This is a genomic window from Bacillus halotolerans, from assembly GCF_004006435.1.
Lineage (GTDB): Bacteria > Bacillota > Bacilli > Bacillales > Bacillaceae > Bacillus > Bacillus halotolerans.
Map to the genome: position 1 here is coordinate 911,159 of NZ_CP029364.1, position 16,573 is coordinate 927,731.

20 protein-coding genes are annotated in these 16,573 nt (G+C 43.7%); 9 read left to right on the top strand and 11 right to left on the bottom strand.

The features are described from left to right. The first annotated feature begins 23 nt into the window (after positions 1–23). On the top strand, positions 24–1,214 hold the full coding sequence (locus DIC78_RS04570) for a M20 family metallopeptidase (RefSeq protein WP_127695554.1): 1,191 nt from the start codon (positions 24–26) through the stop codon (positions 1,212–1,214). A 16-nt stretch (positions 1,215–1,230) separates the two neighbouring features. On the opposite strand, the gene DIC78_RS04575 is transcribed toward DIC78_RS04570, so the two are convergent. The 3 genes from DIC78_RS04575 to ecsA are packed head-to-tail and all read right to left on the bottom strand — an operon-like array spanning position 1,231 to position 3,923. Next, positions 1,231–1,938, bottom strand: coding sequence for an EcsC family protein (locus tag DIC78_RS04575; protein ID WP_106020623.1), 708 nt, complete (start codon positions 1,936–1,938; stop codon positions 1,231–1,233). Positions 1,939–1,960: 22 nt separating this feature from the next. Further along, positions 1,961–3,187, bottom strand: a complete 1,227-nt coding sequence (locus DIC78_RS04580) for an ABC transporter permease (RefSeq protein WP_106020624.1) — start codon at positions 3,185–3,187, stop codon at positions 1,961–1,963. Further along, on the bottom strand, positions 3,180–3,923 hold the full coding sequence (gene ecsA, locus DIC78_RS04585) for an ABC transporter ATP-binding protein EcsA (RefSeq protein WP_024120782.1): 744 nt from the start codon (positions 3,921–3,923) through the stop codon (positions 3,180–3,182). The genes DIC78_RS04580 and ecsA overlap by 8 nt, the downstream gene beginning before the upstream one ends. Before the next feature lie 489 nt (positions 3,924–4,412). Here ecsA and DIC78_RS04590 point away from each other — a divergent pair, with 489 nt between their 5' ends. From DIC78_RS04590 to trpP, 3 genes are all read left to right on the top strand, one after another. Further along, complete coding sequence (locus DIC78_RS04590) at positions 4,413–4,850, top strand: HIT family protein (RefSeq protein ID WP_003327743.1); 438 nt, start codon at positions 4,413–4,415, stop codon at positions 4,848–4,850. Positions 4,851–4,997: 147 nt separating this feature from the next. Further along, entirely contained in the window at positions 4,998–6,077 is a 1,080-nt protein-coding gene (serC, locus tag DIC78_RS04595; protein ID WP_127695556.1) for a phosphoserine transaminase, read from the top strand. Between the two features lie 123 nt (positions 6,078–6,200). After that, a complete protein-coding gene (gene trpP, locus DIC78_RS04600) occupies positions 6,201–6,719 on the top strand; it encodes a tryptophan transporter TrpP (RefSeq protein WP_105955310.1) in 519 nt (172 codons plus the stop codon). Between the two features lie 73 nt (positions 6,720–6,792). Here the strand turns inward: trpP and yhzF are convergent, their stop codons facing one another. After that, on the bottom strand, positions 6,793–6,984 hold the full coding sequence (gene yhzF / locus DIC78_RS04605) for a membrane protein YhzF (RefSeq protein ID WP_024120779.1): 192 nt from the start codon (positions 6,982–6,984) through the stop codon (positions 6,793–6,795). Between the two features lie 127 nt (positions 6,985–7,111). On the opposite strand from yhzF, the gene DIC78_RS04610 reads away from it, so the two are divergent. Then, complete coding sequence (locus tag DIC78_RS04610; protein WP_024120778.1) at positions 7,112–7,468, top strand: YtxH domain-containing protein; 357 nt, start codon at positions 7,112–7,114, stop codon at positions 7,466–7,468. Between the two features lie 177 nt (positions 7,469–7,645). Further along, positions 7,646–8,257 (top strand): HTH-type transcriptional regulator Hpr, encoded by a 612-nt coding sequence (locus DIC78_RS04615; RefSeq protein WP_127695558.1) that lies wholly within the window; start codon positions 7,646–7,648, stop codon positions 8,255–8,257. Here the strand turns inward: DIC78_RS04615 and DIC78_RS04620 are convergent. Further along, on the bottom strand, positions 8,254–8,595 hold the full coding sequence (locus DIC78_RS04620) for a YhaI family protein (protein ID WP_024120776.1): 342 nt from the start codon (positions 8,593–8,595) through the stop codon (positions 8,254–8,256). The genes DIC78_RS04615 and DIC78_RS04620 overlap by 4 nt on opposite strands. A 207-nt stretch (positions 8,596–8,802) precedes the next feature. Here DIC78_RS04620 and DIC78_RS04625 point away from each other — a divergent pair, with 207 nt between their 5' ends. Beyond that, the gene (locus tag DIC78_RS04625; protein WP_024120775.1) at positions 8,803–9,321 is read left to right on the top strand and encodes a DUF3267 domain-containing protein; all 519 of its coding nucleotides are present in this window, start codon (positions 8,803–8,805) and stop codon (positions 9,319–9,321) included. Between the two features lie 71 nt (positions 9,322–9,392). Then, positions 9,393–9,611: a hypothetical protein gene (locus DIC78_RS04630; protein ID WP_081638266.1), complete on the top strand. Its 219-nt coding sequence runs from the start codon at positions 9,393–9,395 to the stop codon at positions 9,609–9,611. 70 nt (positions 9,612–9,681) lie between these two features. Here the strand turns inward: DIC78_RS04630 and yhzE2 are convergent, their stop codons facing one another. Together yhzE2 and yhzE1 are read right to left on the bottom strand one after the other, a co-directional pair. Next, entirely contained in the window at positions 9,682–9,768 is an 87-nt protein-coding gene (gene yhzE2 / locus DIC78_RS04635) for a sporulation protein YhzE2 (RefSeq protein WP_003155248.1), read from the bottom strand. A 125-nt stretch (positions 9,769–9,893) separates the two neighbouring features. After that, complete coding sequence (yhzE1, locus tag DIC78_RS04640) at positions 9,894–9,980, bottom strand: sporulation protein YhzE1 (protein WP_003327753.1); 87 nt, start codon at positions 9,978–9,980, stop codon at positions 9,894–9,896. Between the two features lie 159 nt (positions 9,981–10,139). Here yhzE1 and DIC78_RS04645 point away from each other — a divergent pair, with 159 nt between their 5' ends. Beyond that, positions 10,140–11,006 carry a peptidylprolyl isomerase PrsA gene (locus tag DIC78_RS04645; protein ID WP_127695560.1) on the top strand — a complete coding sequence of 289 codons (867 nt, stop codon included), beginning with the start codon at positions 10,140–10,142 and terminating at the stop codon, positions 11,004–11,006. Positions 11,007–11,049: 43 nt separating this feature from the next. Here DIC78_RS04645 and DIC78_RS04650 read toward each other — a convergent pair whose 3' ends face one another. From DIC78_RS04650 to DIC78_RS04665, 4 genes are all read right to left on the bottom strand, one after another. Continuing rightward, complete coding sequence (locus DIC78_RS04650; RefSeq protein WP_010333590.1) at positions 11,050–11,262, bottom strand: sporulation protein YhaL; 213 nt, start codon at positions 11,260–11,262, stop codon at positions 11,050–11,052. Between the two features lie 124 nt (positions 11,263–11,386). Then, positions 11,387–12,331 (bottom strand): 3'-5' exoribonuclease YhaM, encoded by a 945-nt coding sequence (gene yhaM / locus DIC78_RS04655; RefSeq protein ID WP_024120773.1) that lies wholly within the window; start codon positions 12,329–12,331, stop codon positions 11,387–11,389. 73 nt (positions 12,332–12,404) lie between these two features. Further along, entirely contained in the window at positions 12,405–15,302 is a 2,898-nt protein-coding gene (locus DIC78_RS04660) for an ATP-binding protein (RefSeq protein WP_127695562.1), read from the bottom strand. A 4-nt stretch (positions 15,303–15,306) separates the two neighbouring features. Next, positions 15,307–16,533 (bottom strand): metallophosphoesterase family protein, encoded by a 1,227-nt coding sequence (locus tag DIC78_RS04665; RefSeq protein WP_127695564.1) that lies wholly within the window; start codon positions 16,531–16,533, stop codon positions 15,307–15,309. Positions 16,534–16,573 lie beyond the last annotated feature (40 nt).

A 16,573-nucleotide genomic window follows, 5' to 3' on the forward strand; every position in this document is an offset into this window, starting at 1 on the left:
GCTTAGAAAAGGGGGAAGCGGCTTTGTCCATAAAGACGCTGCAAAAAGAGATAAACAAACAGCTCGACAGCTGTTTCGATGAAATGGTGGAAATCAGGCGCCATTTCCATATGTACCCTGAACTGTCCAATCAGGAAGAAAAAACGGCCGCTTTTATTGCTTCCTATTACGAATCGTTAGGAGTCCCGATCCGCACCAAAGTCGGCGGCAATGGAGTTTTGGCTTATATTGAAGGCAGCGAGCCCGGTCCTGCTGTCGCATTGCGGGCCGATTTTGACGCCCTTCCCATCCAGGATGAAAAAGATGTTCCTTACGCCTCCAAAGTACCCGGTGTCATGCATGCATGCGGCCATGACGGCCATACAGCGGCTCTGCTTGCCGTCGGAAAGGTGCTTTATCAGAACAGGCATGATCTGAAAGGAACATTTATTATGATCCACCAGCACGCTGAGGAGTACGCGCCAGGGGGCGCAAAACCGATGATTGAAGACGGCTGTCTTGAAAACGCAGACGTCATATTCGGCACCCATCTTTGGGCGACTGAGCCGATCGGAACCATTCTCTGCCGCTCCGGTGCCGTAATGGCCGCAGCTGACAGATTTACAATCAGCATTCACGGAAAGGGCGGCCATGGCGCTCACCCCCATGATACAAAAGACGCCGTCCTGATCGGCTCGCAAATCGTTTCCTCGCTGCAGCATATTGTCAGCCGTAAAGTCAATCCGATTCACTCCGCTGTCATATCGACAGGCTCTTTCATGGCTGATAACCCGTTTAATGTGATTGCAGACCATGCAACTCTCATTGGCACAGCTCGTTCGTTTAATAAAAATGTCCGCGACATTCTGGAAAAAGAAATCGAAGCTGTTGTAAAAGGAGTGTGCAGCATGCACGGCGCTTCCTATGACTACAACTATGAACGCGGCTACCCGGCGGTAGTCAATCACCCTGCGGAGACCGGCCATCTGGTAAACGTCGCAAAATCCACAGACGGCGTTCAACAGGTTCTTCAAGGTGAACCGCAAATGGGCGGCGAAGATTTTTCTTATTACTTACAGCATGTCAAAGGAACCTTTTTCTTTACCGGCGCCGCTCCTGAACAGCCTGAGCGTATCTTTTCCCACCACCATCCGAAATTTGATATCAATGAAAAAGCGATGCTGACTGCTGCCAAAGTGCTTGCGGGCGCTGCAATCACTTACCATTTATCTTAAAAAAACAGCCGGAGTTTTACTCTCCGGCTGTTTCCTTTAATATTCTCAGATGAAAAACGTGTCTTGCTGTATCTCCAAGCTGAGCAAGCAGTTTATAATTGGCAATTCCGCCGACTGCGGCCCCTACCCCTGGTAAAAGCTGAAAAAGCTTGACGACATCAATATAATCGCGATACTCCTGCTGAAACACTCTCCAGTCAATATCCTTTTTCTCCGTCTCCCAGTTTTCAATGACAGAAAAAAGTGATTTGCGGCAGTCATCACTTGAAAAAGCAAGCTGAAATACAAGAAGTAAAAACATCCTTTCTTCTGCATTCTTCACATCAAAGCCGTATATCGAGGACAAAGTGAATAAACATTTCATCTTTATGGAAAGCAGCAGCGGGAAATCGGCAATACCTAAAAAGATGCCGCCCGCCCCGGTGCCGACTCCTTCAGCAGCCGCCACTTTCTGATAAGAAGCAATCGTTTTTTTCGCAAGCTCGTTTTTTTCACTGAGTGAAAGCGTGCTTGTATCCTTCTTATAAGTGATGATATTAGATCCTGCCATCGTTGCTTCCACCATTTTTTTCACGCTTTCAGTTACCGCTGCATGAATTTTTTCAGGTATTCGTTCATTCACCTTTGTTTGCACACGCTTTGAGAAGCGTTCAAACATGGAATCCTTTCGCAAAAAATGCATTTTCCATTGAAGAGCTTCCTGCATCAGCAGATTCTCGCTCATTTGACCTACCCCTTTTTTCAGCTCACAGCTTTCCGTGTTTTTTTAATCTGGCGGTCATGTAAGACGGCAGAACGACAAAGATCAAGACGGCAGAGCCGATCAGCGCGTACAGAAAACCTGCAGCGCCCGCAGCATATGCAGAGGCCGCTGCCATGAGCAGAGCCTGCACGCTAAGCGCAGTTTTTAATAGAGAGAAATAGCTTTTCAGCTTCGCTTCCTTTTTGACAGGATATAGCTCTTGAAGCGCCAGATGGTCAAAGTGGCCAAACAGCGGCAGAAGCTGAATGCCTGTGATAAAGACGGTAAACACAGTCAAAATCCCTGCGATCATCGGGCTTGCAGACGCATACATAATAATCAGCGCGAAAATAACGGTTAATCTGACTTGAATGCCCAGATAATCACTTGAACGCAAAAACGCGCGGGCAAACATATAGGCGAACGTTTTACGCTGTTCAAACGGCACAAACCGCAGCAAAAAGTCGAGATACGCTCTCCGTTTCGCTTGTTTCTTTAAATGCGGCACATCCGTAAACAGGTTGGCAATCCGGTAAAAACGCTGCTTGCGTCTCAATTCGTATTCAATATGGCTTTCCCATTTAAATGTTTTTCCTTTTGCAGCGGAAGACACATAAAGATAAAGAGCCGCCATAATGATATAGATCACAAGCGCATACACATAAACAGACTGAAAAACAAAATACAGAACGAGTGTATTAGCGGCAAAACGAATGACAAGATCCATCTGTTTCATGCTTCGGTCATTTTGAAACGTCATACGCCATTCCAAGACCTGATTCCACGCTTTCAGCAGCAGAAGCTGTACAAATACCGCCGCGTACGACACGAGCGATGCTCCCGGCGTGACAGCGAAATAAAGCGGCATCGCTACAAGGCTCAGTGCAATCAGCGGAAACAGCTGGGACACATAGCTGTAAACAAACGCCTGTCTCAAATACGGCTCCATCTTAGCCTCAAGCGGCAATAAGAAGACAAGGTCAGCCTCCTTTAAAAGCGTCCGCACATAAGATCCTGTCAGAACGAGTGAAAACAGAACGGCCATCACCCAAAAGGACGGAAAGTGAGCGGGAATGTCCCGTACCCATTTGCTGTACCAGCTCGCCGCACCTGCGATAAAAAAGATCAAAACGATAACGAGGTGATCGTTGAGCATATATTTCATATACATTCTTGTTTCTTTAATATGCTCCTGCAGCCGTGACTGCCAAATATCCAGCATGTTATTCATGGCCAGCGTCTTCCTTTGTGAGCTCTAGATACAAATCATCCAGCGCCGCGTCCTTCATTCCAAACTGCTCTCTGAGCTCGGACAGCGTGCCGCGCGCCCGCACTTCGCCGTTATGTAAAATGATAAACGAATCACAATAGCGCTCCGCCGTTGCCAGGATGTGCGTTGACATCAGCACGCTCGCCCCGCTTTTCTTCGCTTCATTCATCCGCTCAAGCAGAGCATTGATTGCCAGCGGATCAAGTCCCAGAAACGGCTCATCAATGATGTAGAGCGCAGGCTCTGCCAAAAACGCACACATGATCATGACCTTCTGCTTCATTCCTTTAGAAAAATGCGCCGGGAACCATTTCAGCCTTTTTTCCATTCGAAATTCCTTTAACAGCGGCGGCAATCTTTTTTCCATCGTTTCTTTTGAAAGGCCGTATGCCATCGCCGTCAATTCAAGGTGTTCCATCAGCGTCAGTTCTTCATATAAGACGGGTGTCTCAGGAATATAAGTGAATTGGGACCGATAGCCTTCCCGATCCTCAGCAAAGGTTTTCCCGTTTAACTCAATAGATCCTTTATGCGGGTCCATCAGCCCGATGATATGTCTGATTGTTGTACTTTTACCTGCACCATTTAAACCGATTAAACCGACAATTTGGTTCGGCTCAAGGGTGAATGACACGTTTTTCAAAACCGGATTTCTCGTATAACCGCCGGTTAAGTCTTTTACCGATAGCAGAGACATAGTTTCTCCCCTTATATTGTTTTTCTTCATAGTACCAAAAACAAAGCCTGATTTGAAACAATTCCCTTTTAACAAATGATGAATTTGCTGTAATAAAGAGACAGGTTTCTGGACAATATAATCGTTGTAGAGGAAAAAGCATATCAACTGAAAAATGAGGTGTTTGTCAAAGACGTCTTAGGCACAGTTGGATAGAAAATAACATGTCCTATGCTCAAACCTTTTTGCATTCACTGAATTGATGAATCTTCATTTCTGAAGCTGACTATCAAATGAGGTGTTTATCGCAGGAATCGTTAGGCATTAAACAAGTCTTCATTTTATTGACAAATGAGGTGCTTACCAAAGGCATATCACATTTTCTTCATAAAGCTGATTCCTCTGCATTCAGGGTGAACGCTCCGCCGTTCATCCTGTTTTCTATTTTCTTCATTTCTGTGGTACGATGAGTTTATACATAAAAAAACAATTTCATAAGGAGGAACCCTCATGCATAGTGCAGAGAATTGTATCTTTTGTAAAATTATCGCCGGCGAAATCCCGTCAGCAAAGGTTTATGAAGATGAACATGTGCTGGCATTTCTCGATATCAGCCAAGTGACGAAAGGCCACACCCTTGTTATCCCGAAAACCCATATTGAAAATGTTTACGAATTTACAGACGAATTAGCGAAACAATATTTTCACGCCGTTCCGAAAATTGCCCGCGCCATCAGGGATGAATTTGAACCGATCGGCTTAAATACGTTAAACAACAACGGCGAAAAAGCAGGACAATCTGTTTTCCATTACCATATGCATATTATCCCGCGCTACGGAAAAGGAGACGGATTCGGAGCAGTGTGGAAAACACATGCAGATGATTACAAACCGGAAGATCTCCAAGACATTTCTTCATCCATTGCCAAACGCCTGGCCTCATCATAAAGATGAGGTTTTTTTATTTGTGAACAATTCGCAAATATTCGTCATTTTCTTTTGATAATTCTAATTTTTTATCAAAAAAACTGAATTTTTGTGATAGGATAATTGTATTATTTATTACATTAACGTGGAAAACAGGGAGAGATCATGATGGAACGTACAACGAATTTTAACGCAGGTCCTGCAGCGCTGCCATTAGAAGTTCTGCAAACAGCACAGAAAGAGTTTATTGATTTTAATGAATCCGGCATGTCCGTTATGGAGCTTTCCCACCGCAGCAAAGAATATGAAGCGGTGCATCAAAAAGCGAAAAGCTTGCTGATTGAACTGATGGACATCCCGGAAGACTATGACATTCTGTTTCTTCAAGGCGGGGCAAGCCTTCAATTCTCAATGCTTCCGATGAACTTTTTAACACCTAAAAAAACCGCTCATTTTGTGATGACAGGCGCTTGGTCTGAAAAAGCGCTCGCTGAAGCGAAACTGTTCGGAAACACATCTGTGACGGCAACAAGCGAATCAGACAATTACAGCTACATTCCCAAGGTTGACCTTACAGATATAAAAGACGGCGCATATTTACATATTACATCTAACAATACGATTTTCGGCACACAGTGGCAGGAATTCCCGAATTCTCCAATTCCGCTTGTCGCTGACATGTCCAGCGATATTTTAAGCCGAAAAATAGATGTATCCAACTTTGACGTCATTTACGGCGGTGCCCAAAAAAACCTTGGTCCTTCAGGTGTTACCGTTGTCGTAATGAAAAAATCATGGCTGCAAAATGAAAATGCCAACGTTCCGAAAATCCTTAAATATTCAACACATGTCAAAGCGGATTCTCTTTACAACACTCCGCCTACATTTGCCATTTATATGCTGAGCCTCGTCCTTGAGTGGCTGAAGAAAAACGGCGGAGTTGAAGCCGCTGAACAGCGCAACGAACAAAAAGCACAGGTTCTTTACAGCTGCATTGACGAAAGCAATGGCTTCTATAAAGGCCATGCCAGAAAGGACAGCCGTTCATGCATGAACGTTACCTTTACGCTCCGTGATGACGGTTTAACGAAAAAGTTCGTTCAGGAGGCAAAAGAAACAAAAATGGTAGGCCTTGGCGGACACCGTTCAGTAGGAGGCTGCCGTGCTTCCATTTATAATGCGGTGTCACTGGAAGACTGTGAAAAATTAGCTGCGTTCATGAAGAAATTCCAGCAGGAAAATGAGTAAAAAGTCTGGCTGTGCAAACCATTCGTTTGGTATACTGTTTGCATAACAAATTCTTTAAGCCTTCGCAATAAATGATGAGCATATTATTGGAGGGCAAAAAGCTTAGCAGAGGAGAGCATAGTTATGAAAACAAAAGAGTTAGTCATTATGGCTCTGTTTGCCGCAATCGGCGCAGCGCTCCATTCCATTATTCCGCCCTTTTTAGGCGGGATGAAACCAGATATGATGCTGATCATGATGTTTATGGGCATCCTTCTGTTCCCGCGGGTGCAAAATGTACTCGTTATCGGGATTGTGACCGGGATCATTTCAGCTCTTACAACCGCATTTCCGGCCGGACAGATTCCGAATATCATTGACAAACCTGTATCAGCATTTCTGTTTTTCTTCCTGTTCCTTCTGGTCAGAAAGAGCCAGAAAACAGCTGCAGCCGCAGTGCTGACAGTCATCGGCACCATCTTATCAGGAACTGTATTTTTAACGTCAGCTTTATTTATCGTCGGTTTGCCTGGCGGTTTCGCCGCATTATTTGCCGCAGTCGTTCTGCCGGCAGCAGTATTGAATACAATTGCCATGATCATGATGTATCCGATTGTGCAAACCATTTTAAGACGCTCAAGTTTTATGGAAGCTGCAAAATAAATGTGACACAAAACCTCTTCCGCTTCCGGGAGAGGTTTTTTTAAAAAAAGAGCCCGCAGCATGTCAGCATGTTTTAAGCGAGGAGTTTTGTGAAAAAGATAAGACATAGTGTAAAGGCGGTTCCGGTTGAACAAACAAGCGCTTTCTGCCGGATGACTTTCTTCGGCGGATAAGAAGCAGCCTGGCTGAGAAGTCTGATATAGTAAATGGCGCCTGTTGCAAAGGCAAGAGTGATGCAGGATAACACAATCATAAAGACAGACAACCTTCTCCCTCCTTTTCACTTAAAAAATATGCTAAAATAAAGCAAGCTATGTATAGAAGTTCATTCTTCGAACAAAATTGAAAAAGCTGCACGTATCATATTTCAAGAAAAAAACGGGGTGATTTTAATGGCGGACGGACGTTCTCTATTAACAGGACTATTCGTGGGCGGCATCATCGGAGGTGCTGCAGTTCTTCTATCAGCACCTTCTTCAGGTAAACAGCTGCGTGAAAAAATCAAAACCAATTGCGATTCTTTTGAAGAAACGATCAAGCGCTTAAAATCAGACGGCTTAACTTTAAAGGACCAGCTAGTGAAAGCGGCAAAAGAAAGTGCAGATGTCATTAAAGACGTGAGCGGTGAACTGCAAACCTCAATTAAAAAATGGCAGGAAGAGATCAAACCTCATCAGCAGGATCTTCAAAAAGAAATCGCCGATATTGAAGAAAAAATCAAACAGCTGGAGAAAACCTTACAAAACTAATATCCTATTCAAAGGAAAAAAGTGCGGGTCATAACATGACCTGTACTTTTTTTATTCGCAAAAGCCTTTCCTAGCAACGGCTCAAGAATTTATTAAAAAATTCTTACATTTTCATCTTTATTAATCTTTATTTTATTGGCATAATAGAGAAAAAGATAAAGAGAAGCAGGTGACGTAATGAATCAAGTGGAACCGCCTTATGATGTGAAAGAGGCTCTGGTCTTCACCCAGAAAATGGCTCAGCTTAGCAAAGCTCTTTGGAAATCGATTGAGAAGGATTGGCAGCAATGGCTCAAACCGTATGACCTGAATATTAATGAGCACCATATTTTATGGATTGCTTATCAGCTGAATGGAGCTTCCATTTCTGAAATTGCAAAGTTCGGAGTCATGCACGTTTCAACGGCATTTAACTTTTCAAAAAAGCTTGAAGAACGCGGGTATTTAAGGTTTTCAAAACGGCTGAACGATAAACGAAACACATATGTTCAGCTGACTGAGGAAGGAACTGAGGTATTCTGGAGCTTGCTTGAAGAATTTGATCCGACGCGCAACGCGGTTTTTAAAGGGTCACAGCCTCTGTATCATTTATTCGGAAAGTTCCCTGAAGTGGCAGAAATGATGTGTATGATCCGCCATATATACGGCGATGATTTTATGGAAATCTTTGAAACATCACTCACAAATATCGACAACGACTTTGAAAGCGTAAACGGAAAACTGAAGAAAAAAGCAACGGACACTGCTGCGGATAAATCAGCCGAAGAACTTGAACCTGTAAACAGTTAATCAAAGTGTCTGATAATGTCTATAAAAACTTCCATCAGTTCTTTATAAAGCCCCTGCTCATACAGGGCAAAAATCGTTTCATGAACATCTAATTTTTCGTTCAGCTGTCCGGCAAAAAGCGCAAGGAGCTTATCAAAGGTTACAAATCCTTGCGCTTTTTGTGCTGCCAGCTCCTCCGACAATTCACCGCATATGCGCACAACCTCTTCCCCTTCTTCTCTGCTCAGCCCTTTATCAATCAGCAGCGCATAGAAAGGGTACCTGTCCATATCCACTGTTTTCACTAATAATTGTATGTAATATTCCAATCGCTCAATGCGATGATCCATCGAATCCATCCACACCACTTCTTTCTATCTTTAATCTTATTTTAGCTGATAATTCACTGAGAAGAAAGTTCTAACCCCATATTTCATAGATTGTTTGCTCCTTTCAAAAAAATACCTATTGAAAGATATTTTTTCTTAAAAAAGCATTGATTTTTTTTCTTGGGAGGAGTAAATTATTTTGAGATTCTATTCAAGATGTACGGAAGGATGACTTTGATGAATTGCTGGAAAACCATAAATCTGATGAAAGATTATGGTGCCGTTCGCATAATATTGATTGCTGTGTGTTTCATGATTATGGTTTTTATATCTAACTTCTTAGCATTTGAGCTGTTGCGGCCTAAAACAAGCTTGAGCGATGAATATGTACCGCTGTTCGGCGTTTTGCTCGTCGTTATTTTATTTGTACATAAAGTCATCCATGTCCTGCCGATCATCTGCAAAAAAAGAAAAATAGAAAAAAAGATTTATATATGGCGTATGCGAACGTGGAAACGAATACCGAAAACGACGATGCTGATTTCACTGTTAAGCCCTTTTATGCTGATAACACCTGTATTATTTTACGCCGCGCTGGCGTTTCCGAATCACGCCCATTACTTCTGCATGATTTCAGGCATTCATGCAGGCTACTGTCTGCCTGACTTTTTGCTGGCTCTGAAGCTGATGCAAGCACCGAAAGCATGCTTTATCGATCAGGAAGCAGACGGCTTGGATATTTTGGTCGAAAAGTAGCGGACGCTTGGCGCTGTGCCGATTTTTCAGTTTACATTCTATCTTTTTTGATAAATATTTGGTAATGTAATATGGGAGCAGTTCAGAGAGAGGGGGAATCTCCCATCATTTTATTCTATTTTATCGTGACTGCCTTGTTTATTGTTTACTTTATAAACAGGCTCACCAATACATTATGCCTTGTCAGAGAGATTCCTGAAGAGCGCCAGGATAAGGTATTTCGATTTATCAATGTATGTATATTAATTTTACTGATCTCTTCATTTGTGGAGATATCCTTTACTGTTTAAATATGAAGGAAGTAAAGAAAGCATAGCTGCCGGTCTCGCTAGAACCGGCAGCTATGCTTTTTTGCATTGATTAGTAAAGCCAAGAAGCGCCGATGATAATCAACAAGATAAATAAGACGACCAATAAAGCGAAACCGCCTGCAAATACTTCACCCATCTTAAAAAGCACCTCCTGTAAAAAGCTTTATTTTCCAATTACATCTTATGCAGTTAATTGATGAAACGATTAGGCGCTTGTGAAAGTAAAGGATCGCTTATTCAACAAGCGATCCCTTTTGCTGCTTAGTAGATGTAAGCTGCACCTACAATGATAAGCAAAATGAACAGTACAACAAGCAAAGCGAAACCGTTTGAATATCCTCCGCTCATGTTACATACCTCCTTTTCTTGATCAATATATTTGTATGTCATCAGCGAAAGTTTGACTAGACGAATGCCCTTTATTTAAAATCTTTTTACAGAAAGCCACAATATGTTATGATACGCATAGGCAATTCAATTTGGAATGATTAGGAGTGTTTGAAAACAATGAAGAAAATCGCAATAGCAGCTATCACTGCTACAAGCATCCTCGCTCTCAGTGCTTGCAGCAGCGGCGACAAAGAAGTCATCGCAAAAACAGACGCAGGCGATGTAACAAAAGGCGAACTTTACACAAACATGAAAAAACAAGCTGGAGCGAGCGTCCTGACTCAGCTGGTGCAAGAAAAAGTTTTGGACAAGAAATACAAAGTATCAGATAAAGAAATTGACAACAAGCTGAAAGAATACAAAACACAGCTCGGGGATCAATATACTGCGTTAGAAGATCAATATGGAAAAGATTACCTTAAAGAACAAGTTAAATTTGAATTACTTACACAAAAAGCAGCTAAAGATAACATCAAGGTTACAGATGACGATATAAAAGAATACTGGGAAGGCTTAAAAAATAAAATCCGCGCAAGCCACATCCTTGTCGCTGATAAAAAGACAGCTGAAGAAGTGGAGAAAAAGCTGAAAAAAGGCGAGAAATTCGAAGACCTTGCGAAAGAATACTCTACAGACAACTCTGCTTCACAAGGCGGGGACCTTGGCTGGTTTGCGAAAGACGGTATGGTCGCTGAATTCAGCAAAGCTGCATTCAAATTAAAAACTGGCGAAGTCAGTGATCCTGTGAAAACACAATATGGCTACCATATCATCAAAAAGACTGAAGAACGCGGAAAATATGAAGATATGAAAAAAGAGCTGAAATCTGAAGTTCTTGAGCAAAAACTTAATGACAATACAGCTGTGCAAGCAGCCGTTCAAAAAGTAATGAAAAAAGCTGACATCGATGTGCAGGATAAAGATTTGAAGGATACATTTAACACTTCTGCTTCTACTAGCAGTCCTTCAAACAGTTCTAAATAATAAAAAAAAGCTGTGCAGGCTCACCGGAGCTGCGCAGCTTTTTTTATGCGATGGAATGATTTTGGTTTTCTTCCTCACGCTGCTGGGACGTGCGGCGTTCTTTTTCTTTTTCCATCCTTTCAATATAAATCTGACCTTCTTTTTCAATAAAAGACTGGTCTAACTTATCTTCCTCTTTGGCTGCTGACACCAGCTTATATGCACTGAAAATGATACCCACAATACAAAGATATACCCACCATGGAAAAAACAACACGGGCTTCTCCCCCTTTTGCATAGATTCTTTATTTTTAACCTTATGCAGGAATGAGACAGGTTATGAGCGGGAAAAGCATGTAAAAAAGGACTGAGCTGAACATGTCAGCATCAGTCCTTTTTGATTATTGATGAAAAGTCGGTTTATAAAAGGAACGGTTTTCAAGTGCAAATACACGTTCAGTGTACTCACCCGGCTTCACGCGCTCCAGCGCTCTGTCCATCATATTCATTTTCGCATCCAGATTATCAATATAGTGCAAAATTTCCGCTTCTTTTACCATCGGCGGTTTTGGGCTGCCCCATTCTGCTTTGCCGTGATGGCTCAGGATCAAGTGCTGAAGAATCAACACCTCTTCAGAATCGATTTGAAGCTCCTCAGCCGCTTTTGACAGCTCTGTGACCATAATGGAAATATGGCCGAGCAGATTGCCTTCTACTGTATAGGAAGTGGAAACGGGCCCGGACAGCTCTTTCACTTTTCCGAGATCGTGAAGGATAACTCCTGCATAAAGAAGATCACGGTCAAGAGACGGATATAAATCAGCAATTGCTTTTGCCAGATTCAGCATAGAGACGACGTGATACGCTAAACCTGAGACAAACTCGTGATGATTTTTCGTAGCCGCCGGATAATCCATAAATTCTGCTTCGTGCTTTTTGACCAAATATCTTGTTATCCGCTGGATATTTGGATTTTTCATTTCAAATATATATTGAGTGATGGTATCCAGCATTTCATTTTTCGGAATCGGCGCAGTTTCCAAAAAATCATCAATATTGACGTTTTCATTCTCGCTTACCGGTCTGATATTTCTCAGCTTCAGCTGGGTGCGCCCGCGGTAATGGTGGACATCCCCCACAACCTTAACGATCGTCTGCGGCGCATAGGTTACTTCATCACTTTGCTTGGCATCCCACAGCTTGGCTTCAATATCACCTGACTGGTCTTGAAGCATCAGAGTTAAAAACGGTTTTCCATTGCTTGCAATCCCTTTTGTTAAGGATTTGATCAATAGATATTGGTCAACCTGTTCGCCAACCTCATGTAGCATAATCCCTTTAGCCATACTATTAAAGCTCCCTCCGTATCTTACATAATATCAGTATATCACATACCGATTTTCAGCTATATAACCTCATTTATGATACTAAATGGATGATTTGATCACTTTGAAACGCATTTTTTACATGTTCATGGCATGTAAAATAGAAAATCTGCCGTTCTCCTCCTGATAAAACAGCAAGCATTTCCAGCACGCGGTTCAGACGTTTCTGATCGAAATGGACAAAGCTGTCGTCGAGCTGGAATGGCAGCATTGCCCCATCCTGACGAGTAACGGCCAGAGCGAAACGAATTGCTGTATACAGCTGTTCACACGTGCCCTGAGACAGCTCTTCCGTCTGAAATACCGTTCCAGCGCTGTTCATAACCAAGATGGAATCATCTGTTTCGGAAAAATAAATCGATTGATAGCTGCCGTCAGTCAGCGGGCGGAAGAATTCTCCAGCCGTCTCCAAAAGACGCGGCAGGCCGACTTTTTTATGCCGCTCCATTTTGTTTCTGATCACATGTCTGACCATTTGAATCGATGCCCATTTTTTTGCAGCTTCTTTCACACGCTCTTTTTGCATTTCAGTTTGCAATTTGAGATCTGAGACCAATCCCGAAGCCTCTAACTGTTCCTGTTTGACCAAAAGCAATGCGATTTGAGCGCGCAGCTGTTTCAGCTCCTCATCGAGCCGTTCTTTTTTTTCATGTTCCTGCAGTCGTTTTTGTTCCAATTCAGAAAGAGTGCCGGAGTCCGCCAGATGAAGTTCTGCTGAGCTGACACCTTGAAGCTGTGCATTAACGTTATACAGCCTTATTTCAGTATCCTTCAATTTCTTGCTGATGTCGGCTATGGCGAAAAACTCATTTCTGTTTTTTGCACCCGCCTCAGTGAATAATTGTTCGATCTGCGCTTGGAAATACCGTATCTCTTGCTCCAGCTCCAGCACCTGCTCTTCGTGAAATTGGATATCTGTTTCAATTTCTCTTTTTTGCTTCTCGATCTCTTTTTCGCGTTCCGCATTTTTCCGCAGTGCGTGAAGGACATCAGCCACGGGGGTTTGAGAATCGTTTTTGTCAGAATGCAGCATTCTGACGCGTTCCTCAAATGTTCGCCGAAGCTTTTGTAGTCTCCCGGCTTCGATCGTCAGCTCATGTTTTTTCTTCACTTCTTTTTTTACACCCTTCATGACATGGTAAGCATCCAGTAAGAAGGAAGGGTCTTCCTTAAATCCGAGTTCATTCATGAATTGCTCAGCTTGGCTGAAGGAGGGAGCCATATCGGCCTCCCACTGTTCGAATTGCTGGATGATCCTTTCGTAGGCTGCCTCTTTCTGCTGGAGCTCTGCCCGCAACGATGTGAGGTGCTGTTTATTGCGGTCATCCTCCCATAACGCTTCTCTAATCGCTTCGGCTTCTCGCGGAGAAATATCCATTTCTGGCTCTTCCCTCTCCCTTACTTCTTCAGAAGACAGCGGCTTTCTGCCAGTTGTAAAGGCATACAGCATGAATGCAGCGCCGACGCATATGGTTGGAATCCATTGCCCCAGCAGCAGAAAGAGAACCATGAAGAGAATGCCTGCTGCAATCACGATCTTCTTTTGTTTCGCCTGCTGCCTTTCGAAGAACTTCAGCTGTTCCCTCAGTTTCATCTGCTCTTGATGCTGTCCCTGTGCTTCATCATATGCTTTAAGAGCGGCTTCTTTTTCTTTTCTTTGGCTGTTTTCAAGTATGGCGGTAGATACGTCACGAATTGCCCTTTCAGCGTCTTCCAGCTCGCGCCGCGCCGCTTCAAACGCTTCATCAAGCTGTCTTTTTCTGTCTCTTGCCTGTACGTAATGCCGCACCGCCTGCTGGAGCTGCCATTCATAGTCATAAGACGTGTTCATATTCAGCAGTTCATTTTCATCCGTTTTATTCAGCTGCTCCAGCCCAGCCGCTGCCTGTGAAGAGGACTGACGCAGCTGAGCCTGGATGGCGGCAAGCTGTTCCCCGTAGGATTGGTACATATGATACGCTGATGATAGCTCTAGGATAAGCGCTTCATTCGCCAATATATCCTCATTCGGGTTAAGCTTTTGCAGCTGTTTGTCCAACTCTGCAAGCTTTACCCGAAGCGCCTCCAGCTGTGCGGATTTCGGATGAAGATGGGATTCATACTTTTCTAAACGATGTAACCCGTCAGCAGGGAATTGCCCCGCATGCTCCGGATATTGTTCAATCGCCTGTTTCAGCGCAGTTTTTTCGGTTAGCACCGGCTTCAGTTCAATGGCCCTGTCGATGTTTCGAATATGTTCCGCAGTCTCATTCAGCTCTGTTTCAGTAGCAGCAAGACGGGATTCGAGCGTTCTTTTCTCCTCAAGTAGCTGATGATAGCCCGCCTCCTCCGCTTCAGCCTGCTTCAGCTTTGCTGCCAGCTGTTTCAGCGTTTCCAGCTCCTGATTCAAATGAGGGTTTCGGCCGTTTGGTTTAAAGAGCCTTTCGCTTTCCTTCATCAGTCTTGAATCAAGCTTTGATACAGCTTCAGCGCCAAACAGGCTGGAAAACAGCAGGAATTCTCCAATCTTGTCCCGATTAAAGGCGTGAATTTCCTGCAATCCGAATACGTCAAACGAATAAATGGCTTTGTACAGCGCCCTGTCCGTACCCTGGAACAGCTGCTTCAGAAACTCTTCCTGCTTTACCTCTCCGGTTTCTGTGTACACCCTTACCTTCTCAGCGGTTCCTTTCGTCCGTTCAATCTTCATCACGCCGTATTCAGGGTGTTCAGCCTCAAGAACACCGCCATACACACCGCCTGATTTCGGTTCATATTTTTTCGATTTCGGAAAACCAAACAGCATGCTTTCGATAAATGACATCATCGTCGTTTTTCCTGCCTCATTTAATCCGTAGATTAATTGGACAGGCGAGGCGGAAAAGTGAAAGGTTCGATTTGAAAATTTTCCGTATTGGTAGATATGTATTGATATGATTCGCATAGCTTTCACCGCCTCATGACTCAAGCACCTTAAGCTGTCTTTTCAATAAAACCTGTGCCTGCTCTTTTATTTCCTTTATCTCCTCTTGACTAAACCGGTCTGCGTGTCTCCTATATACAGGATGCCGTTCAAGTCCTTCCAGCACGCCTGCAAGATCAGTCTGTTCAATGTCTTCCAATAAACCGCCAAAAAAAGGATCAAGGCTCTTAAGCTCTGCTTCATTTTCCGTCTCATCTTCCAATGAGAGCGGCCATATAAAATTCTCCTCGTCCACCTCTTGCTCCTGAAAGGCTTCAAGGAGCTCGTCCAGTGAACCTCTCGGCGCATCCGATAACCATTCTGGCGCGATCCCCTGTAATACGAGCTTCACACAAGCAGGAGTCCCTTTTTTCCGCAGCTTTGAAAACGTGTCCTCGACAATTTGAAAGAGCGCGGTCATATTCTCTATCGCTGACACATCAACTTCTGCTTTCTCCCACAGGACGTCATGCGCTTTCTTAAATTCATAGGAAATATCTCCGCGCTCCACACGGACAAGATAAAAGCCTTTATCTCCTGTCTCCTTCATATGGCGCGCTTGAGGATTTCCCGGATATATCACGGCCGGATTCCCGGCAGAAACAACCTGGCTTTTGTGAATATGGCCAAGCGCCCAATAATCCATCCCGCTTTTCACAAGATCATCCTGAGTAAACGGACAATATGGATCGTGTCCTTCAGATCCTGATAACGTGCCGTGGAGCATCCCGATATGAAAGGGCGCGTCAGTTGATCTCCGGTAGCGGGCGGCTTGGTTTTCCGTCACGGCTCTGGTCTGATAGCTGAAACCGTAAATGCTTGCTGCGCGCCTGCCATCCTTATAAAACGATTTTTCTTCAGGGACTGGGGATGTAAACATGTGAACATTCTCCGGCCATTCAATCGGCGTCCATTCTCCGCCGAGATGATCATGGTTCCCAAAAATCACATAGACTGAAATCCTGTACTCTCTAAGTCTATCGAACTGTTTTTTCAAAAAGAGCTGCGCCTTTAAACTTCGATTGGCCTCATCAAACAGATCCCCCGCCAGCAAAACGAAATCAACGTTCTCTGTGATTGCAGCGTCTATGATATGTCTCACGCTTGAAAACGTGCTTTCTTTGATCCGGGCAAAAATGGGTTCCGGCAGATGCGATATCCCGTAAAACGGGCTGTCGAGATGAAGATCTGCCGCATGAATAAAGGTTAGATCAGTCAACATTCTGCTCCTTTCCAGGATGAAGTACCCTTATTTTAGCACC

What these genes read in the sequence shown, in the direction of transcription:
- DIC78_RS04630 (WP_081638266.1), top strand. Translation starts at nt 9,393, where the DNA reads ATGGGAGCAGTTCAGAGAGAGGGGGAATCTCCCATCATTTTATTCTAT.
- trpP (WP_105955310.1), top strand. Translation starts at nt 6,201, where the DNA reads ATGAAAACAAAAGAGTTAGTCATTATGGCTCTGTTTGCCGCAATCGGC.
- DIC78_RS04665 (WP_127695564.1), bottom strand. Translation starts at nt 16,533, where the DNA reads ATGTTGACTGATCTAACCTTTATTCATGCGGCAGATCTTCATCTCGAC.
- DIC78_RS04615 (WP_127695558.1), top strand. Translation starts at nt 7,646, where the DNA reads ATGAATCAAGTGGAACCGCCTTATGATGTGAAAGAGGCTCTGGTCTTC.
- yhaM (WP_024120773.1), bottom strand. Translation starts at nt 12,331, where the DNA reads ATGGCTAAAGGGATTATGCTACATGAGGTTGGCGAACAGGTTGACCAA.
- DIC78_RS04580 (WP_106020624.1), bottom strand. Translation starts at nt 3,187, where the DNA reads ATGAATAACATGCTGGATATTTGGCAGTCACGGCTGCAGGAGCATATT.
- serC (WP_127695556.1), top strand. Translation starts at nt 4,998, where the DNA reads ATGGAACGTACAACGAATTTTAACGCAGGTCCTGCAGCGCTGCCATTA.
- ecsA (WP_024120782.1), bottom strand. Translation starts at nt 3,923, where the DNA reads ATGTCTCTGCTATCGGTAAAAGACTTAACCGGCGGTTATACGAGAAAT.
- DIC78_RS04645 (WP_127695560.1), top strand. Translation starts at nt 10,140, where the DNA reads ATGAAGAAAATCGCAATAGCAGCTATCACTGCTACAAGCATCCTCGCT.
- DIC78_RS04590 (WP_003327743.1), top strand. Translation starts at nt 4,413, where the DNA reads ATGCATAGTGCAGAGAATTGTATCTTTTGTAAAATTATCGCCGGCGAA.
- DIC78_RS04620 (WP_024120776.1), bottom strand. Translation starts at nt 8,595, where the DNA reads ATGGATTCGATGGATCATCGCATTGAGCGATTGGAATATTACATACAA.
- yhzE2 (WP_003155248.1), bottom strand. Translation starts at nt 9,768, where the DNA reads ATGGGTGAAGTATTTGCAGGCGGTTTCGCTTTATTGGTCGTCTTATTT.
- DIC78_RS04610 (WP_024120778.1), top strand. Translation starts at nt 7,112, where the DNA reads ATGGCGGACGGACGTTCTCTATTAACAGGACTATTCGTGGGCGGCATC.
- DIC78_RS04575 (WP_106020623.1), bottom strand. Translation starts at nt 1,938, where the DNA reads ATGAGCGAGAATCTGCTGATGCAGGAAGCTCTTCAATGGAAAATGCAT.
- DIC78_RS04625 (WP_024120775.1), top strand. Translation starts at nt 8,803, where the DNA reads ATGAATTGCTGGAAAACCATAAATCTGATGAAAGATTATGGTGCCGTT.
- yhzE1 (WP_003327753.1), bottom strand. Translation starts at nt 9,980, where the DNA reads ATGAGCGGAGGATATTCAAACGGTTTCGCTTTGCTTGTTGTACTGTTC.